Annotated in this window: 18 protein-coding genes and 2 pseudogenes; all 20 read right to left on the bottom strand. The window is 68.9% G+C overall.

From position 1 onward, the window contains the following. On the bottom strand, positions 1 to 1,160 hold a 1,160-nt coding region (gene trbL / locus AX702_RS02385; RefSeq protein ID WP_066775743.1), incomplete at its 3' end, for a P-type conjugative transfer protein TrbL. A gap of 2 nt (positions 1,161 to 1,162) precedes the next feature. Continuing rightward, entirely contained in the window at positions 1,163 to 1,540 is a 378-nt protein-coding gene (trbK-alt, locus tag AX702_RS02380; protein ID WP_066775741.1) for a putative entry exclusion protein TrbK-alt, read from the bottom strand. A 10-nt stretch (positions 1,541 to 1,550) separates the two neighbouring features. Further along, on the bottom strand, positions 1,551 to 2,312 hold the full coding sequence (trbJ, locus tag AX702_RS02375; protein WP_066775739.1) for a P-type conjugative transfer protein TrbJ: 762 nt from the start codon (positions 2,310 to 2,312) through the stop codon (positions 1,551 to 1,553). Beyond that, positions 2,309 to 4,747: a conjugal transfer protein TrbE gene (gene trbE, locus AX702_RS02370; protein ID WP_066775738.1), complete on the bottom strand. Its 2,439-nt coding sequence runs from the start codon at positions 4,745 to 4,747 to the stop codon at positions 2,309 to 2,311. The genes trbJ and trbE overlap by 4 nt, the downstream gene beginning before the upstream one ends. 14 nt (positions 4,748 to 4,761) lie before the next feature. After that, entirely contained in the window at positions 4,762 to 5,034 is a 273-nt protein-coding gene (locus tag AX702_RS02365; RefSeq protein WP_053553325.1) for a VirB3 family type IV secretion system protein, read from the bottom strand. Continuing rightward, entirely contained in the window at positions 5,034 to 5,366 is a 333-nt protein-coding gene (locus AX702_RS02360; RefSeq protein WP_066775736.1) for a TrbC/VirB2 family protein, read from the bottom strand. Before AX702_RS02360 ends, AX702_RS02365 begins: the two co-directional genes overlap by 1 nt. Then, positions 5,363 to 6,394: a P-type conjugative transfer ATPase TrbB gene (gene trbB / locus AX702_RS02355; protein ID WP_066775734.1), complete on the bottom strand. Its 1,032-nt coding sequence runs from the start codon at positions 6,392 to 6,394 to the stop codon at positions 5,363 to 5,365. Before trbB ends, AX702_RS02360 begins: the two co-directional genes overlap by 4 nt. 168 nt (positions 6,395 to 6,562) lie before the next feature. Continuing rightward, positions 6,563 to 7,000, bottom strand: coding sequence for a CopG family transcriptional regulator (locus tag AX702_RS02350; RefSeq protein WP_053553328.1), 438 nt, complete (start codon positions 6,998 to 7,000; stop codon positions 6,563 to 6,565). Between the two features lie 11 nt (positions 7,001 to 7,011). After that, positions 7,012 to 9,003 carry a conjugal transfer protein TraG gene (locus AX702_RS02345; protein ID WP_066775732.1) on the bottom strand — a complete coding sequence of 664 codons (1,992 nt, stop codon included), beginning with the start codon at positions 9,001 to 9,003 and terminating at the stop codon, positions 7,012 to 7,014. A gap of 178 nt (positions 9,004 to 9,181) precedes the next feature. Further along, positions 9,182 to 10,414 carry a DUF3363 domain-containing protein gene (locus AX702_RS23985; RefSeq protein WP_443026278.1) on the bottom strand — a complete coding sequence of 411 codons (1,233 nt, stop codon included), beginning with the start codon at positions 10,412 to 10,414 and terminating at the stop codon, positions 9,182 to 9,184. A gap of 183 nt (positions 10,415 to 10,597) precedes the next feature. Continuing rightward, positions 10,598 to 10,918, bottom strand: a pseudogene (locus AX702_RS23980) (hypothetical protein); the annotation flags it as partial. A gap of 592 nt (positions 10,919 to 11,510) precedes the next feature. Continuing rightward, positions 11,511 to 12,227: a lytic transglycosylase domain-containing protein gene (locus tag AX702_RS02335; protein ID WP_082745934.1), complete on the bottom strand. Its 717-nt coding sequence runs from the start codon at positions 12,225 to 12,227 to the stop codon at positions 11,511 to 11,513. Positions 12,228 to 12,231: 4 nt separating this feature from the next. Then, positions 12,232 to 12,567: a DUF736 domain-containing protein gene (locus tag AX702_RS02330; protein WP_066775722.1), complete on the bottom strand. Its 336-nt coding sequence runs from the start codon at positions 12,565 to 12,567 to the stop codon at positions 12,232 to 12,234. Between the two features lie 68 nt (positions 12,568 to 12,635). Beyond that, positions 12,636 to 13,193, bottom strand: a complete 558-nt coding sequence (locus tag AX702_RS02325; RefSeq protein ID WP_066775720.1) for a S26 family signal peptidase — start codon at positions 13,191 to 13,193, stop codon at positions 12,636 to 12,638. Continuing rightward, positions 13,190 to 13,711, bottom strand: a complete 522-nt coding sequence (locus AX702_RS02320; RefSeq protein WP_066775718.1) for a DUF2840 domain-containing protein — start codon at positions 13,709 to 13,711, stop codon at positions 13,190 to 13,192. The genes AX702_RS02325 and AX702_RS02320 overlap by 4 nt, the downstream gene beginning before the upstream one ends. After that, on the bottom strand, positions 13,708 to 13,962 hold the full coding sequence (locus tag AX702_RS02315; RefSeq protein ID WP_066775716.1) for a hypothetical protein: 255 nt from the start codon (positions 13,960 to 13,962) through the stop codon (positions 13,708 to 13,710). Before AX702_RS02315 ends, AX702_RS02320 begins: the two co-directional genes overlap by 4 nt. Further along, entirely contained in the window at positions 13,959 to 14,612 is a 654-nt protein-coding gene (gene parA / locus AX702_RS02310; protein WP_066775715.1) for a ParA family partition ATPase, read from the bottom strand. The genes AX702_RS02315 and parA overlap by 4 nt, the downstream gene beginning before the upstream one ends. A 314-nt stretch (positions 14,613 to 14,926) precedes the next feature. Continuing rightward, positions 14,927 to 15,748: pseudogene (locus AX702_RS02305) on the bottom strand (replication initiator protein A); the annotation flags it as partial. A gap of 18 nt (positions 15,749 to 15,766) precedes the next feature. Then, positions 15,767 to 16,048 (bottom strand): helix-turn-helix transcriptional regulator, encoded by a 282-nt coding sequence (locus tag AX702_RS02300; RefSeq protein ID WP_066775711.1) that lies wholly within the window; start codon positions 16,046 to 16,048, stop codon positions 15,767 to 15,769. A 137-nt stretch (positions 16,049 to 16,185) separates the two neighbouring features. Beyond that, positions 16,186 to 16,527 (bottom strand): DUF2285 domain-containing protein (locus tag AX702_RS02295; RefSeq protein ID WP_156455322.1); only part of this gene is annotated, 342 nt, incomplete at its 5' end.

The raw sequence follows: 16,527 nt of genomic DNA, 5'->3' as shown, positions 1-16,527 counted from the left end.
GTCGATGACCCGCCGGTCGAGGCGAAGGCGGCGCGCGCGCCGGATCGATAGCTCTGCTTCAGGCTGTCGGCGGCGCGGCTGGCCGCGCGCTTCAACGGCGATACGGCGGCCTGGGCGCCCGCGCTGGCGACGTTGCCGAGCCCGGAAGCGACGGCGGACGCGCCCGAGGAGCCGGCCGCGCCCAGGCTGTAGGCGGTCGATGCGCCGCCGGCGAGCGCGGCTCCGCCACGCGCCGCGGCGGCGGCGCCACCTGCGAGGGCCGCGCCGCCCGAGGCGACGGCGCCCACCGTAGCAGCACCAGCTGCCACCATGCCGCCGGCCGCGAGCCCGGTGCCGATCGCAGCGCCGGCGCCGAGTTGCGGGCCACCGGAGACGAGGCCGTTGGCGATGCCCGGGCCGAAAATGCCGAGACCCAGCAGCGACAACGCGGCGAGCACGATCGCCATGGCCTCGTCGATCGACGGCGTGGCGCCGCCGAAGCCTGCGGTGAACTCGGAGAACAGGGTCGAGCCGATGCCGATGATGACGGCGAGCACCAGCACCTTGATGCCCGAAGAGATGACGTTGCCGAGCACCCGTTCGGCCATGAAGGCGCTCTTGCCGAACAGGCCGAAGGGGATCAGCACGAAGCCGGCGAGCGTCGTCAGCTTGAACTCGATCAGGGTGATGAAGAGCTGGATGGCGAGCACGAAAAAGGCGAGCAGGACCAGCGCCCAGGCGAAGAACATGCAGGCGATCTGGATGAAGTTCTCGAAGAACGACCAGTAGCCCATCAGGCCCGAGATCGAGTCGAGCAGCGGCCGGCCGGCATCGAGGCCGGTTTGCGCCACCTTGCCGGGGCGGAGCAGATCGGTGACGGTGAAGCTCGTGCCGGACGCCTTCAGGCCAAGGCCAGCGAAGCTCTCGAAGATGATCCGCGCGAGATTGTTCCAGTTGGAGATCAGGTAGGCGAAGACGCCGACGAACAGCGTCTTCTTCACCAGCCGGGCGATGATGTTGTCGTCGGCGCCCCACGACCAGAACAGAGCGGCCAGCGTCACGTCGATGACGATCAGCGTCGTGGCGATGAACCCGACTTCGCCGCCGAGCAGGCCGAAGCCGCCGTCGATGTAGCGGGTGAAGACCTCGAGAAAATGGTCGATGACGCCGGTGCCGCCCATGGTCAGCGGCCCTCCGGAGCGGCCGGTCGCTCCGGGAGGACGGGCGCGATGTCACCGGCGGCCGGATCGTTGGCGCCGCCGGGAAACAGGCTCGCCGGCGGCTCCGGGGCCGCTGACGGCGTGGATGCCGGTTGCCCGAGAAAACGGCGGCGGTTCTCGGCCCAGATCTTCAGACAGCCCGGATCGCGTGTGCCGGCTTCCCCCATGGCGCTGCACCGGGCGAGATCCGCGCGGAGCGGATCGTGCGCCGGCGCGGAGCGCGCCTGCGGGACGGCGTTGTCGTGCCCGTCTTCCTTGCGGGTCATCTCGATGGCGGTCACTGTGACCGCGACCGCCACGAAGACGACGGCGCCGAGGCGTGCGAGGGTCTTGCCGTCCATCGCGCCGCCCTCAGTTGCCGTTGTAGAACATCTGCGCGTTGCCAGCCTGATAGCCGGTCCCCGGCGTCAGGAAGCGGCGGCGCTGTTCGCGACCCTGTTCCGCAGCCGCGGCCCGTTCGGCCGATTGCAACGCCTGCGCCCGGCCGTTGGCGCTGACGACGGCGGTGAGGTCGGCGAGCTGCTGCGCCTGAAGGGCGAGGAGCTGATTGCCGGCCTGCGTCGCCTGCAATGCGCCCGTGGCCGACTGGCTGGCCCCGATCAGCGCCGACATCTGGGTGCGGTTGGTGTCGATATTGCCGACGACGGTGGCCTGCACGCGCATGGCGTCCTGGAGGCCGCCCACCGTGTTTTGCCAGCGGGTCTTGGCGTCGGCGAGCAGTTGCGCGTCGGACGCCGACATCGACGCATTCGCGTATTTGGTCTGGAACGCTTGGTCGATCTGCTGGACGTCGTAGGCGATATTTTGCGCCTGGCTGAGCAATTGCTGCGTGCGCTGGACCGATTGCTGAAGCTGTTGCAGCGACGAGTAAGGCAGACTCGCCAGATTGCGCGCCTGGTTGATGAGCATCTGCGCTTCGTTCTGGAGCGAGGTGATCTGATTGGTGATCTGCTGAAGGCTGCGCGCGGCCGTCAGCACGTTCTGCGCATAGTTCGTCGGGTCGAACACGGTCCATTGCGCCTGCGCCGGCGTCGCCAGCATTGGGGCGAGCGCGACCGGGGCGAGGAGCAGCGCGGCGGCGAGCCGCGCCGCGCGGGAGCGAGGCAAGGTCATGGTAGTTTCTCCTTCGGGGCGAGCGTTGGGATGAGGTCGACCGCCCAGCCGAGGTCGCGGTGGCGGAGCCAGGCGGCGAGGAAGCCGGCCTGCCCATGCTCGGCGGTAAGCCGGGCGATCACGGCCTGATCGGTCTTGGAAGAGGCGGCGCAGAGCGCGAGGGCGACATCGGAGAGCCCCAGCTCGAACAGGCGGTTGCCGCGCCGGGACTGGCAGTAATAGTCGCGCTTGGGCATGGCCCGCGCGATGATCTCGATCTGTCGGTCGTTGAGGCCGAAGCGGCGATAGATCGCGGTGATCTGCGGTTCGACGGCCCGTTCGTTCGGCAGCAGCAACCGGGTCTGGCAGCTCTCGATGATGGCCGGCGCTATGGCGGAGCCGTCGATGTCGGAAAGCGATTGCGTGGCGAAGACGACGCTGGCGTTCTTCTTGCGCAGCGTCTTCAGCCATTCGCGGAGCTGGCCGGCGAAGCCCTCGTCGTCGAGCGCGAGCCAGCCCTCGTCGATGATGAGTAGGGTCGGCGATCCGTCGAGGCGATCCTCGATGCGGTGAAAGAGGTAGGAAAGCACGGCGGGCGCGGCGCCGGTGCCGATCAGACCCTCGGTCTCGAACGCCTGGACGGTGGCCGTGCCGAGCTGTTCGCGCTCGGCGTCCAGCAGGCGACCGTAGGGGCCGCCGATGCAATAGGCGCGCAGCGCCTGTTTCAGGTCATTGGACTGGAGCAGGACGCACAGGCCGGTGATGGTGCGTTCCTCGACCGGCGCGGAGGCCAGCGAGGTCAGCGCCGTCCAGACGTGCTCCTTCACCTCCGGGCTGATGGCGACGCCTTCGCGGATCAGGATGGCGACGATCCAGTCGGCGGCCCAGGCGCGTTCGGAAACGTCGTGGACGCGGGCCAGCGGCTGGAGGCTGACCGAGGTTTGCGAGCCGTCGGAAAGATCGCCGCCGAGGTCGTGCCAGTCGCCGCCCATGGCCAGCGCCGCCGCCCGGATCGATCCGCCGAAATCGAAGGCGAAGACCTGAGCGTCGGCATAGCGGCGGAACTGCAAGGCCATCAGCGCCAGCAGCACGGATTTGCCGGCGCCGGTCGGGCCGACGATCAACGTATGGCCGACGTCGCCGACGTGGAGGGAAAACCGGAACGGTGTCGAGCCCTCGGTCTTGCCGAAGAGCAGTGGGGGCGCTGCAAAATGCTCGTCCCGTTCCGGCCCCGCCCACACCGCCGAAAGCGGGATCATGTGGGCGAGATTGAGCGTGGAGATCGGCGGCTGCCGGACATTGGCGTAAACGTGCCCTGGCAGGCTGCCGAGCCAAGCGTCCACCGCGTTGATGGTCTCCGCCATCGCCGTGAAGTCGCGGCCCTGGATGACCTTTTCGACGAAGCGCAGCTTCTCGTCGGCGGCGCGTGGATCGGTGTCCCACACCGTCACCGTCGCGGTGACATAGGCGATGCCCGCGTAGTCGGCGCCGAGTTCCTGAAGTGCGAGGTCGGCGTCGGCCGCCTTGTTCGACGCATCGGTGTCCATCAGGACGGACGCCTCGTTGGTCATCACCTCCTTCAGGATGGCGGCGACCGACTTGCGCTTGGCGAACCACTGCCGGCGGATCTTGGTCAGCAGCTTGGTCGCGTCGGTCTTGTCGAGCAGGATCGCGCGGGTGCTCCACCGATAGGGGAAGGCGAGCCGGTTCAGCTCGTCGAGGAGGCCCGGCGTGGTGGCGGTCGGAAAGCCGGTGACGGTGAGAATGCGCAGATGCGCCCGCCCGAGGCGCGGCTCGAGCCCGCCCGACAGCGGCTGGTCGGCCAGCAGAGCATCGAGATAGATCGGCGTCTCGGGAACGCGAACACGGTGCCGATGCGTGGAGACGCAGCCATGCAGATAGGTCAGCGTCTCGCCGTCATCGAGCCATCGGCATTCGGGCATGAAGGCTTCGACCAGGCGCAGCAGCCGGTCAGTGCGGTCTATGAAGCCGCCCAGCGCCTCGTGCGGATCGAGGCCCTTCTGTTCGCGGCCTTCGTAGAGCCAGCTTTCGGCGCGGGCGGCGTCTTCGGCCGGCGGCAACCAGGCGAAGGTGAGGAAATAGCTGGACTCGAAATGCGCGCCGGCTTCCTCGAAATCGGCCTTTCGCTCGGCGTCGACCAGCGCGGAGGCCGCATCGGGAAAATGGCTGTCGGGATAGCGGTTGGAGGGATGGCGCTGCGCTTCGACGAAGATCGCCCAGCCCGAGCCCAGACGGCGGAAGGCGTTGTTGAGGCGGCCGGCGACCGCGACCAGCTCGGCCGGGACCGCGGAATCGAGATCGGGTCCGCGGAAGCGCGCGGTGCGTTGGAAGCTGCCGTCCTTGTTGAGCACGACGCCGGGGCCGATCAGCGCCGCCCAGGGCAGGAAGTCGGCGAGCCGAGCGTTCTGGTCGCGATATTCGGCGAGATTCATCATCGGCGCGCTCCCGCTCAGACCGTGAGGTGCGCGGGGATGCGCAGGTGGCGGCGGCCGACATCGACGAACAGCGGATCGCGCTTGGCGGCCCACACCGCGGCGACGTGGCCGACGGCCCAGATGACGATGCCGACCAGCCAGAGGCGCAGGCCGAGGCCGAGCGCGCCCGCCAGCGTGCCGTTCATGATGGCGAGCGCGCGCGGCGCGCCGCCGAGCAGGATCGGCTCGGACAGCGCCCGGTGGACCGGCACGGTGAAGCCCGGCAGATCGTCGGCCCCGCCCAGCATCAGACCAGCGCTCCGCCGCCGAAGGAGAAGAACGACAGGAAGAAGCTCGACGCCGCAAAGGCGATCGACAGGCCGAACACGATCTGGATCAGCCGCCGGAAGCCGCCGGACGTGTCGCCGAAGGCGAGCGTCAGGCCGGTCATGATGATGATGATGACCGCGACGATCTTGGCGACCGGGCCTTCGATCGACTCCAGAATGGATTGCAGCGGCGCCTCCCAGGGCATCGACGAGCCGGAGGCATGGGCGGGCGCGGCCATCGCCACGGAGAGCGCGGCGACGGACAGCGACGCGAAGAGGCGGCGATGGGCGTGGTGCAGGCTTTGGATCACGATGTTTCTCCTTCGGGGCTGGCGGGGATGAGAGCGGCGGCGGGGTCGCCGCTCCTGGAGACCGGGGCGCTGACGGCGGGCGCGACGCGGAAGTCGCCGTCCGGGCCGAGGCCCTCGACGCGGACGAGTTCGGAGAGCCGGCGCGCGGCTCCGCGGCCGGACAGCACGGCGACGAGATCGATCGTCTCGGCGATCAGCGCGCGCGGGACGGTGACGACGGCTTCCTGGATGAGCTGTTCCATGCGCCGCAGCGCGCCGATGGCGCTGCCGGCGTGGATCGTGCCGACGCCGCCGGGATGGCCGGTGCCCCAGGCTTTGAGCAGATCGAGCGCCTCGGCTCCGCGCACCTCGCCGACCGGGATACGGTCGGGGCGCAGGCGAAGCGAGGAGCGGACGAGATCGGAAAGCGAGGCGACGCCGTCCATGGTCCGCATGGCGACGAGGTTGGGCGCGGCGCATTGCAGCTCGCGGGTGTCCTCGATGATGACGACGCGATCGGCGGTCTTGGCGACCTCGGCGAGCAGCGCATTGGTCAACGTGGTCTTGCCGGTCGAGGTGCCGCCGGCGACGAGGATGTTGGCGCGGGCCGCGACGCCCGCGCGCAGCGTCGCGGCCTGCGTAGCCGACATGATCCCGGCGGCGACGTAATCGTCGAGCGTGAAGACGGCGACGGCGGGCTTCCTGATGGCGAACGCCGGGGCGGCGACCACGGGCGGCAGCAGCCCCTCGAACCGCTCCCCCGTCTCGGGCAGTTCGGCCGACACGCGCGGGGCGCCGGCATGAACCTCGGCGCCGACATGGTGCGCGACCAGGCGCACGATGCGTTCGCCATCGGCCGGCGCCAACCGCTCGCCGGTGTCGGCCAGCCCCTCCGAGAGGCGGTCGATCCAGATGCGACCGTCGGGGTTCAGCATCACCTCGACGACCGCGGCGTCTTCGAGGAACCGAGCGATGGCGGGGCCGAGCGCGGTGCGCAGCATCCGCGCGCCGCGCGCCCATCCTTCCGAATTGCTCCGAGAAATCGCCATTCCATCCCCGCTTCGGCCGGGGAGACATCGAACGGTTCCCGGACGGGGATGATTAAAAGAGCCAGAAATCAGGCCGGCTCAACAAGGATTTGCGAGTGTAGTGGCCTGGCGTGCAAATACAGGAGAACGGCGGGATTGGCTCAGTCGACCTGAACCCCACGGCGTTCTTCAATCTGGCTCGACGGCTCCGCTGCGCCTCGAGTCGATGTCGCGCGACAGGTCTTTCAAGAAGCGATCCCCGGTTGCCAGCTTCCGGCCGAGCGTTTGCAGGAAGCTCTCGAACCGCTCGACGCCCTTGGCGCGCGCCGACGCCTGGGCGCTGTCGGGCAAGGGCGGCGTGATGGTCAGCCAGAAGCGGATGAACAGCGAGAGCGTCTCGCCGAGAATGGCGAGGTCTTCGTCCATGCCGTCGATCTGGCGGCCGATCCGGTCCATGCGGTGGGCGAAGACCGCCTCCAGACGTTCCGAAGCGTCGGCCGACAGGAAGGAGGCGACGGCGGCCTCGATGACGGCGGATTTGGAGATGCGCCGCCGCAGCGCCAGGGCCTCGACCTTCTTGAGGAGATCGGGATCGAAATAGACGTTCATGCGGGTCTTGGTCTGCATGGCGAGCCCTTTCACAACGCGATGCCGTCGTCCGGGTCCATCGTCGCCTGGCGCGCGACCGATGTGACCCGAAGGCGCAGGTTGCGGGCCTTCGCGGCGTCGAGGTCGGGTTCGTCGTCGAGGAGGTCGAACTCGCCGACGGCTGGGCGCTCGGGCGGCGTGATCGCCTCGTGTTCGGGCAGTTCCGGCTCACGGCGGATGCCGGCGTTGGCCGGATCGGCGATGTCGCTGAACGCACGGCCCGCACTTGCGGCCGCCACTGCGGCGGGGACCGGCAGCGCCGACCAGTCATCGGCGGGGCGTGTCGTCGCTCGTTTCGCGCTTCTAGGTTTCGGCGGCGGGACGATGCGTTCGCGGAATCGCGCATCCTCATAGTAGCGCGCCTTCTTCGCCCGCACCGGCGGCACGCCTGCGACCAGCAGCAATTCGTCGGCGGGCGGCAGCTGCATCACCTCGCCAGGGGTGAGCAGCGGCCGAGCCGTCTCCTGCCGCGACACCATCAGATGCCCGAGCCACGGGGAAAGCCGGTGGCCGGCGTAATTGGTGGAATCGCGCAGCTCGGTCGCGGTGCCGAGCGCGTCCGACACCCGCTTGGCGGTGCGTTCGTCGTTGGTGGCGAAGGCGACGCGCACATGACAATTGTCGAGCACGCTATTGTTCGCGCCATAGGCCTTTTCGATCTGGTTGAGGCTCTGGGCGATCAGGAAGGATTTGATGCCGTAGCCGGCCATGAACGCCAGGGCGGACTCGAAGAAATCGAGCCGGCCGAGCGCCGGGAACTCGTCCAGCATCAGCAACAGCCGATGGCGGTTGCCCGACGTCTTCAGATCTTCGGTCAGCCGCCGTCCGACCTGGTTGAGCAGCAGGCGGATCAGCGGCTTGGTGCGGTTGATGTCGCTGGGCGGGACGACGAGATAGAGGCTGACGGGTTTGTCGCCCGCCACCAGATCGGCGATACGCCAGTCGCAGCGCGCCGTCACCTTGGCCACGACCGGGTCGCGGTAGAGGCCTAGAAACGACATGGCGGTGGACAGCACGCCCGAGCGTTCGTTGTCGCTCTTGTTCAGCAGCTCGCGGGCCGACGAGGCGATCACGGGATGGACGCCGGCTTCGCCCAGGTGCGGCGTGTTCATCATGGCGCGCAGCGTCGCCTCGACGGGCCGTTTGGGGTCGGAGAGGAAGTTGGCGACGCCGGCGAGGGTCTTGTCGGCTTCCGCGTAGAGGACATGCAGGATCGCGCCGACCAGGAGCGAGTGGCTGGTCTTTTCCCAATGGTTGCGCTTCTCGAGCGCGCCTTCGGGGTCGACGAGAATATCGGCGATGTTCTGGACGTCGCGGACTTCCTTGTCGCCGCGCCGCACCTCGAGCAGGGGGTTGTAGGCCGACGAGGCCGGGTCGGTCGGATCGAACAACAACACGCGGCCATGGCGGGAGCGGAAGCCGGCGGTCAGGCCCCAATTCTCGCCTTTGATGTCGTGGATGATCGTGCTGCCGGGCCAGGTCAGCAGGGTCGGCACGACGAGACCCACGCCCTTGCCCGATCGGGTCGGCGCGAAGCACAAGACATGCTCCGGGCCGTCGTGCCGGAGATAGTCACGCTCGTAGCGGCCGAGGACCACGCCGTCGGCGCCGAGCAATCCGGCGGCCCTAATCTCGCCGGACTCGGCCCAGCGCGCCGAACCATAGGTGATGACGTTCTTGGCCTCCCGCGCGCGGATCACCGAGAGGGTGATGGCGACGATGATCGAGATGAAACCGCCCGAGACCGCGACAGTGGCGCCTTCGAGGAAGACCTGGGGCGCATAGGCGTCGTAGCAATACCACCACCAGAAGAAGAGCGGCGGGTAATAGACCGGCCAGCCCGCGACCGCGAACCAGGGCTGGCCGAGCTGCGCCTGAAAGCCCAGACGCCACGCCGTCCACTCCGTCGCACACCAGATGGCGGTGAGCACGATCGACAGAACCAGGGCGACTTGTCCCCAGAGGACGCGGCTTCCAGACATAAGGCTCCGATCGGCAAATGAGATGGAGCCGATCAGAGAATATCCGCTTTGCCGAGACGCAACATAAAAACCCGCGCGTCGAGCTTTCGGATGCCATGGCTGACAAAACGGAGGGGCACGCCGCGTCGAGCCGGTCGTCATCCGGCCGACGCGCAGCATCGTCACCGCAAAGCTGCCGTCACATCGCCAATCCTCTTTGCCGGCCCACCTGCCATGAGACCGAACCGCCTTGCACGACGCCGATGACTTCGCGGCCGAGCTGGCGGTCGATGACCGGCCGCCAGGGGACTAGGGTGAACTCGTGGGACTTCTCGACGATGGCGAATTTGCCGCTCGCCAGCTGGGTGGTGCCGGTAAAGGCGCCGGTGACGGTCTCGCCATCGGTCGCCATGCGGAACGGCAGCGCCTTCCTCGTCGCCAGCTCTTCTCCGGCGCGGGCGACGTCCCGGTCGCGCAGGGCAGCGATCAGGTTGCGCCGGTAAGCGATGCGGCCGCCCGGCTGGCGGGCGGCGTCGCCGTGGTCGAGATGATGATCGCGGCGTCGCTCCATGGCCTCGCGCACCTGGCCGCCGAAGCCCGCGGGGGACAGGTCGGCGGCGCCCGCGCCGACCAGACGCCGGTCCAGCCAGGTCGCGCCATCGGACCCGATCTGGCGTTCGAGGTCGAAGGTCGAGAGGATGCGGACATTGGCGCGGGCGTTGCGCCCCGCGTCATGAGCGGCGGCTCTCGCCTCGAAGTCGCTCGGGATACGCCATTGATCGGCGTCGATGCGCTCGACGATCCCGGCGCGGCGCAACGCCTCCAATCTTCGGACATGGGCGTCGATGAAGCCCTCATGGTCGCCGCTTGGCACACGCCCGTCGAACCGGGCCTGTTCGAGATGGCGGCTCGGCCGGTAAATGCCGTCCTCGGTCATGCTGGCGATCGCGCGGTCGGATGGGCGTGCGGCGGTGTCGGGCGCCCCTATCTCGACGATGCTGCCGATGCGGGCGTCCTCGACGCGAGCCGGGTCGATCCCGGAGACATGGTGCGTGCGACCATCGATGCCATCGACGACCAGCGTCAGGGTCTCGCCGAGTTCGTCCGAGAGGCCCTTGTCGATGACGCGGCCGACGATCGGCGAGGCCGGCGCCGCGTCATGGATCTGGAAGCTCATCGGGTCGCGCTCGGCGCCCTCGGTCCGCAGCGCCTGTTGCATGGTGCGGATGATGTCGCCGCGCTCGCCCATCTCACGCAAGGTCGGCTCGAGCCGGTCGTTCAATTCCCAGACGCCGGGCGCATGTTCGGTCGCAAGGCCCATGTCGCCGAGCTTGCCCAGGCGGCGCAGGCGCAGCGTTCGGTCGGACTGGCCGCGAAGGTCGCCCGGCTCCTGACGCAGGTCGATGAGCCGTTCCTCGGCTTCGGCGATCAAGGCCCGATCGATCCGGGTCAGCCGATCCTGATCGAGCTCGGCGAGGAGCTTGCGGCGCTGCTCGATCTCGGTGACGGGACCGAGTTCGAGCGTCGCCCGTTCGCTGGCCCGCTCGCGGATGCCGCCCGCGAGATAGTCGCCATTGATGACGAGATCCTCGCCCAGGTCATCGCGGCCGTTGACGATGACATGGACATGCGGATGACCGGTGTTGTGGTGGTTCACCGCGACCCAATCGAGCTTCGTGCCGAGATCGGTTTCGAGCCGGGCCATCAGATCGCGGGCGTAGCCGGTGAGGTCGGCCAGCTCGGCGGCGTCTTCCGGTGAGACGATGAACCGGAACTGGTGGCGATCGTCCTGGCCGCGATCGAGAAAGGCTTGCGGATCGGCCCGGTCCTCCGTCGCCGAGTAGAGGCGGCCGCGTTCGCCGTTGCGGGCCGTGCCGTCGCGCTGGATGTAGCGCAGGTGGGCGGCGGCTTTGCCGCTGCGACCGGCGAGACGCACCGAGCGGGATTTGACGACGACGCGCCGGCTGTCGGGCTGGCGATGACTCCAACCGTTCGACAGATTGCGGGCGCGCACGAAGGATGCCCCGCGCCCGCGTTGCACGCCGCGGCCGGAAGCGACGAGCTTCGCTGACCGACCGGCGCCGCCCGTCGCGGTCCGGCTCCGGCCAGGGCCTGACTGCTGCTGCCGGGCGATCTTGCGGACCTTGCTGAGGAAGCTCTTCGCCTGGCCCGTCTTGGCGCCGCCGGAGCGGATGCGGCCGGGCCGGGGCCGAAAGCGATTGTCGTCCTCGCTCACGACCGTCGATCCCGCCGAGGCCGCCGATATTGGGCAAGAGTGCCGTGAAATTCCCGGAAATTGCGGGCGTTATCGCTTGGGGCGGCACTGCGCCCGTTCCGCGGCAGTGCCGCCCCAAACAGTGTGCAGACAAGGGCTTGGCCCCCGGATGGACCCCATGGGGTGCCGTCCGCTTTAATCTTGCCCTCCCGCCTTCCTTTCCTTTGCGCCCCTCCTGCCGGGACATGAGCCTGCCCCCAGGCCCATCTTCTGCACACTGAAATCGGCGGCTGGGCTGGCGTGATCGCGACCCTCATGGCTGCCGTTCCGCCATCGTTCGCGCGACGAAAAGACGGTCCGATGGGGGCGGGATTGCGGCGCTATGGTGGCTGCCCGGCGCTGAACCCGGGGTGTCGGAAATCGGTTCGACCGGCGCCGGGACGGCGGCCGCGTCACGCGCCGATGACAGGATGAACAGCGGCGCGCGCGTCCAGGCGAGCGGATCGGCAGCGGCGACCAGGACCGGCGCGGAGGCGTCGCCATCGCCGACGGACGGCGCGACGTTGGCGACATAGGCGCGCGTTTCGGCTGGCAGCGGACGCCCCCTCAACCACGCCTCGTAGCGGCCAGGCCCGGCGTTATAAGCTGCGATCCAGCCGGGTGAGCCGTAGCGATCGTACAGTTCACGGATATAGGCCGCGCCGGCGGCGATGTTGTCGCGCGGATCGTAGGGATCGGTTCCGAGACGATGCCGCGCGCGCAACTCCGCCCAGGTCGCCGGCATGATCTGCATCAGCCCCATCGCGCCTTTGGGCGAGACGGCGCGCGGATCGCCATTGCTCTCGGCCTTCATCACCGCGCGAATCCAGGCGGTGGGAAGCGCGAAGCGCTGCGCCGCGTCTGCGATGAGTTCGCCGAGCAGATCGCCGACGGGCGGCGCGCTGGCGGCGGACGATTGCGCAAAGCCCGGCATGGGCAAAGCGCAACCGAACGACAGGCCGACAAGGAGAAGGAGTGAGGTCCGCCGCATCGCCTCAATCCTTTCCGTCGCGCTTTGGCGCGCGGCTCCAGTGCAGCGACCACGCGCTGCCCGCATCGTCGTCGCGGAACAGGTTGGCGCGGATCGGCTGCGGCAAGGCCGGGTCGTCGATCAGGAACGCGATGTATTCACCGGCGCGCTCGCCGGTGCGCTTCCAGCCCGCGCCGATCTCCGGGCCGTCGTCATTGCCATGGTGGAGCCGATAGTCCGGGGCGTTTTCCGTATCCGACGGCTCGGCGGGGACGACGGTGACTTCGCGGTCGAGCGTGAGCGTGTGAATGCGCCCGACAAAGCCGGATGGCTCGCGGGTGAATGCGCCGATCTGCGACATGATGGTCTCCAGGGCGGTGGCGTTGGAAAAAACCGTCGCCGGGCACCGCTCCCGACGACGCGAAGCGGTCAGCGGGGCGCCGCTGCGATTGGGGCGCGCCAGACGAAGCGGCCGTCGCGGTCCTCGTCGGTGTAGAGCGGCGTCGCCTTGCCGATGACGGTGCGCGTCGGAAGCGGGCCGAAATAGCGGCCGTCCAGGCTGTCGCGGACATCGGGGTTCATGAGGAAAATCTGGCCGTCGCCGATGCGCTGGCAGCCCTGCCAGACCGGCAGCGGGCGGCCGAGCCGGTCGCGGTCGAGCGCTTCGCCGAGCTGCGCGGCATCGACGGTGACGGCGTTGCCGGTGCGGCAGACCCGTTGACCGGGGAGACCCATGACGCGCTTCATCAACGGCACGTCGCGGCCGATATAGCCGCGAGCGACCAGGACGTCGGCGAGCGGCTTGTCCGGCATGGCGGCGACGAGATCGCCGATTTTCAGATGGCGCGGCGGGCCGAGGTCATAGAGGCCGATCGGCACGCTGGCCGAGGCGTTCCAGACGAGGCGCGGTGCGATCGGGACGAAGGCGGCGACGGCGACGCCCATCGTCACGACATAGGTCGTCATGACATAGCCGAAGCGGGTCACAGCGTGATCTCCCGCCGCTTGAGCCATGCCTGATGGCGCTCCGACGTGTAGGGGCGCGGCTCTTGGCCTGCGCCGACCCGGTTGCCGACATGCCGCCAGTGATCGGGCGCGACGTCGCAGGGATCGATGCCGAACGCTTCCACGGCGTCGATGTGGCGAAGCGCCTGTTCGACCTTCGGCCAGCTCTCGATCTTCAACAGGATGTCGCCGCCCGGGCGCACGAACGGTAGCGTCTGATAGGCTTCGCCCGGTGCGACGGCGCGCACGACGTCGATGCGCGAGATGATCGTGCCGAAGTCGTTGGCGGCCCAGCGCACGAAGGCGAAGATGCTGCCCGGCCGATAGGAGAAGATGCGGCGGCGGCGGTCGAGCATTTGCTCCTGGGCCTCGCGGCCGAACCTGATCCAGTTCTCGATCCGCTTCTCGATGTGGGTCAGCTCGACATGGGTCAGGCTGTCGGCGAGATGCGCGCGCGGCGGAGGGCCGCTTCGCGCGCGGGGAACCGCGGCGTCGGTCATGATGGGTTTCCTTCGGGGCGTGGGGGAAATTCGCGCGCGAGCAGCTCGCGCAGCATGTCGGCGACCGTGATCCCGCGCCCGAATGCGGCGATCTTGATCCGGCCGCGCAGCGCGGGTGTCACGTCGATGGTCAGCCGGGCGGTGAAGCCGCCGGCATCGCCATCGCGCGGGGGAGCGTCGGCCGCCTTGATCCACCGATCGGGATCGGCGGGACGGGAGGCGAAGCCTCGGCGGGGCGGGCGCTCGCTCATCGTGCGCGCCTCCCGAGGTCGAGCGCGTCGATCGCGTCCGCCAGCGCCGCGATCTCGCGAGCGGCGGGCGTCTCGTCGTCCAATTCGGACACGAGCCGACCGGACTGCGCGGCGGCTGCGAAGGCGATGCGCTGGCCGATGGTGGCGGCCAGAACGGGCGGGTCGTGATCGGCCAGGGTCTCGGCCGTTTCGCGGGCGAGCACGGTGCGCGCGGCGCAGCGGTTGAGCACGAAGCGCGCGGCCAGGTCCGGCCGATAGACGCGCGCCTCGGTGACGAGCGCCAGCATCTCGGCCGAAGCCCAGCCGTCGAACGGCGACGGCTGTACCGGGATCAGCACCAGGTCGGCGGCAAGCAGCGCCGAGCGCATGAGGCTGGCGACACGCGGCGGCCCGTCGATGACGACATGATCGGCCTCGCGGGCCAGCTCGGGCGCTTCGCGGTGCAGCGTGTCGCGGGCCAGGCCGACGACGCCGAAGAGGCGCGTCAGCCCCTCGCGGCCGCGCTGCTGCGACCAGTCCAGCGCCGAGCCTTGCGGGTCCGCGTCGATCAGGGTGACGCGCTTGCCCCGGCTCGCCCATGCGCCCGCCAGGTTCAGGGCCAGCGTCGTCTTACCGACGCCGCCCTTCTGGTTGAGGAGGGCGACGATCATCGACCACCTCCCGGCCGGGCGCCGAAGGGGAGTTGGGGAAGCGGATGCGTGTCGGCGGCTCCGGGGGCGTGGGGACGCCGCTTGCCGGTGACACTGAGCGCGTTGGTGGCCTGCCGGACGAGGTTTTCGACCTCGAGGGCGCGCTCTTCAAAGTTAGATTCTCTGTTAGAGTCTAAGTTAAGGGCGCGATTTTCGTTTTTCGTCCCGCGGGTTAGCGCCGGATTCGGTTCCCGTTGGCACGAGGGTGCGGTTCCTGATGGCACGGGCCTTCGGGTTCCCGATGGCACGACGCCGTCCCCAGCTTTTCCACAGGCTGGCTGCGGCTCGAAAGCGAGCAGCGTGCGGCCCCCAGCCTCAATCTCCAGGAACAGCGTGTAGCCGGGGAGCGGCTGGCGACGGATGATGTCGCGCAGCTCGAAGGCGAAGCGCTTGAACGGCGACAGCGCGCCGGATTTCAAATGGAGATGGCGGAAGTCGAAGCGCCAGCCATGGCGCTGGCGGCCGCCGTGCTTGCGGACGATCCGGTAGAGCCAGCGATCGAGGCCGCCCGTCAGGCCGAAATAAGCGCGATCGATCGTCAGCACGAGCGCGTCGTCGAGGACGGCCTGGTAGAACCAGTCGGGCACGATCAGCTCGATCCCGTCGGGCCTGCCGGTCCGGTCGGTGCGCTCCTTCCATTCGTTGATCCAGGAGAAGCGGTGGCGCCGGCCCTCGGCGGGTTGCCGGATGGAGGTGCAGATCGTCGTCGATTGCAGCCGATCGAGCGCGGCCTTGAGGCGTTGATAGTCGCGCAGCGACGTGCCGCGACCAATGAACTTCAGGATTTCATAGGGGGTGGCGACCATCAGGCGCGAGGTGCGCAGCCCGGCGTCGCGCGCCTCGACGATCTGGCTGGCCGCCCAGATCAGGATGTCGGCGTCCCAGATCGTCGCCATGCCGTGGTCGGGCACGGCCTCGACACGGATCGAGACATCCCCGGCGTGGAAGTCGATCGGCGCGGTGCGGTGGGATTTGGAGAGCGAGAAAAAGGGATAGGCCATGAGATCCTGCGCATCTCGGGCGGCGAACGCGCCGGGGAGCGCCCGAAACAGGTCGAGCTGTCCGCGCTCCGACAGGTGCTGTTGCCGCGCCGCCATCGATGGTTTCGCCGGCGATCAGCGGGGGTATCGGCCGGCCAGGGCCGACGGCGCCGGCGTGTGTCGCTTGGCGGGAAGGATCGAGCCGCGCGGATCGGAGGTCGAGGTGACGGCGCCGCGCGCCGCCCAGGCTTCGAGTTCCTCGACCGAATAGACGACACGGCCGCCGAGCTTCCGATAAGCCGGGCCGGTGCCGTAGGTCCGATGCTTTTCGAGAGTACGGGCGGACAGGCTGAGGAACTCGGCGGCTTCCTTGGTGCGCAGGAAGCGCGGCGGGAGAACGGCGAGATCGGGTCGCATGGATGGGGCCTCCGTGAGCTTCGTGAAGGCCGCTGGTGCTCAGCGGCGGACGAAGGTCACGATGGCGAAGCAAACCCGGCGCGATGCAGGGCGAAGTCAGGGGGGAGGAAATTCGCCCACCGCCTTGCGCTCCGCCGTCAGCCCTGCCGGCGATGGCGCAACAGGGCGCGATAGCCGCCGGCGATCATGGCCCGGGCGTCCCGCAGCAGGGCTTTGATGGCATGGCGCGCCGAAGCGTCCTGCCATTGCTGGCGGTCCTGGCGGGCGAGGCGGAAGACGATCTGCGCGATCTCGCGCTGGGTCGCGCCATCGCGGTAGCCGTCGAAGCATTGCAGCATCCTGCGCAATCGCAGGCGCTGCTGCGCCGTCAGCCGTGTGTCGGGCGGGATCGAGCGGCCGTGGAGCGATGCCAGCAGCCGGGTCAGGGCTTCGAGGCGATCGAAGCCCGCGCGGTCGAGAGGAATGATCGCGGCCAGCGG

The organism is Sphingomonas sp. CCH5-D11 (genome assembly GCF_001557395.1).
Lineage (GTDB): Bacteria > Pseudomonadota > Alphaproteobacteria > Sphingomonadales > Sphingomonadaceae > Sphingomonas.
Note: the sequence above shows the minus strand (reverse complement) of the source record. Positions and strands in the feature narration are given on the sequence as shown.

What these genes read in the sequence shown, in the direction of transcription:
- AX702_RS02335 (WP_082745934.1), bottom strand. Translation starts at nt 12,227, where the DNA reads ATGCGGCGGACCTCACTCCTTCTCCTTGTCGGCCTGTCGTTCGGTTGC.
- AX702_RS02345 (WP_066775732.1), bottom strand. Translation starts at nt 9,003, where the DNA reads ATGTCTGGAAGCCGCGTCCTCTGGGGACAAGTCGCCCTGGTTCTGTCG.
- AX702_RS02320 (WP_066775718.1), bottom strand. Translation starts at nt 13,711, where the DNA reads ATGACCGACGCCGCGGTTCCCCGCGCGCGAAGCGGCCCTCCGCCGCGC.
- AX702_RS02365 (WP_053553325.1), bottom strand. Translation starts at nt 5,034, where the DNA reads ATGCTGGGCGGGGCCGACGATCTGCCGGGCTTCACCGTGCCGGTCCAC.
- trbE (WP_066775738.1), bottom strand. Translation starts at nt 4,747, where the DNA reads ATGATGAATCTCGCCGAATATCGCGACCAGAACGCTCGGCTCGCCGAC.
- parA (WP_066775715.1), bottom strand. Translation starts at nt 14,612, where the DNA reads ATGATCGTCGCCCTCCTCAACCAGAAGGGCGGCGTCGGTAAGACGACG.
- AX702_RS02315 (WP_066775716.1), bottom strand. Translation starts at nt 13,962, where the DNA reads ATGAGCGAGCGCCCGCCCCGCCGAGGCTTCGCCTCCCGTCCCGCCGAT.
- AX702_RS02330 (WP_066775722.1), bottom strand. Translation starts at nt 12,567, where the DNA reads ATGTCGCAGATCGGCGCATTCACCCGCGAGCCATCCGGCTTTGTCGGG.
- trbK-alt (WP_066775741.1), bottom strand. Translation starts at nt 1,540, where the DNA reads ATGGACGGCAAGACCCTCGCACGCCTCGGCGCCGTCGTCTTCGTGGCG.
- trbJ (WP_066775739.1), bottom strand. Translation starts at nt 2,312, where the DNA reads ATGACCTTGCCTCGCTCCCGCGCGGCGCGGCTCGCCGCCGCGCTGCTC.
- AX702_RS02300 (WP_066775711.1), bottom strand. Translation starts at nt 16,048, where the DNA reads ATGCGACCCGATCTCGCCGTTCTCCCGCCGCGCTTCCTGCGCACCAAG.
- AX702_RS02350 (WP_053553328.1), bottom strand. Translation starts at nt 7,000, where the DNA reads ATGCAGACCAAGACCCGCATGAACGTCTATTTCGATCCCGATCTCCTC.
- trbB (WP_066775734.1), bottom strand. Translation starts at nt 6,394, where the DNA reads ATGGCGATTTCTCGGAGCAATTCGGAAGGATGGGCGCGCGGCGCGCGG.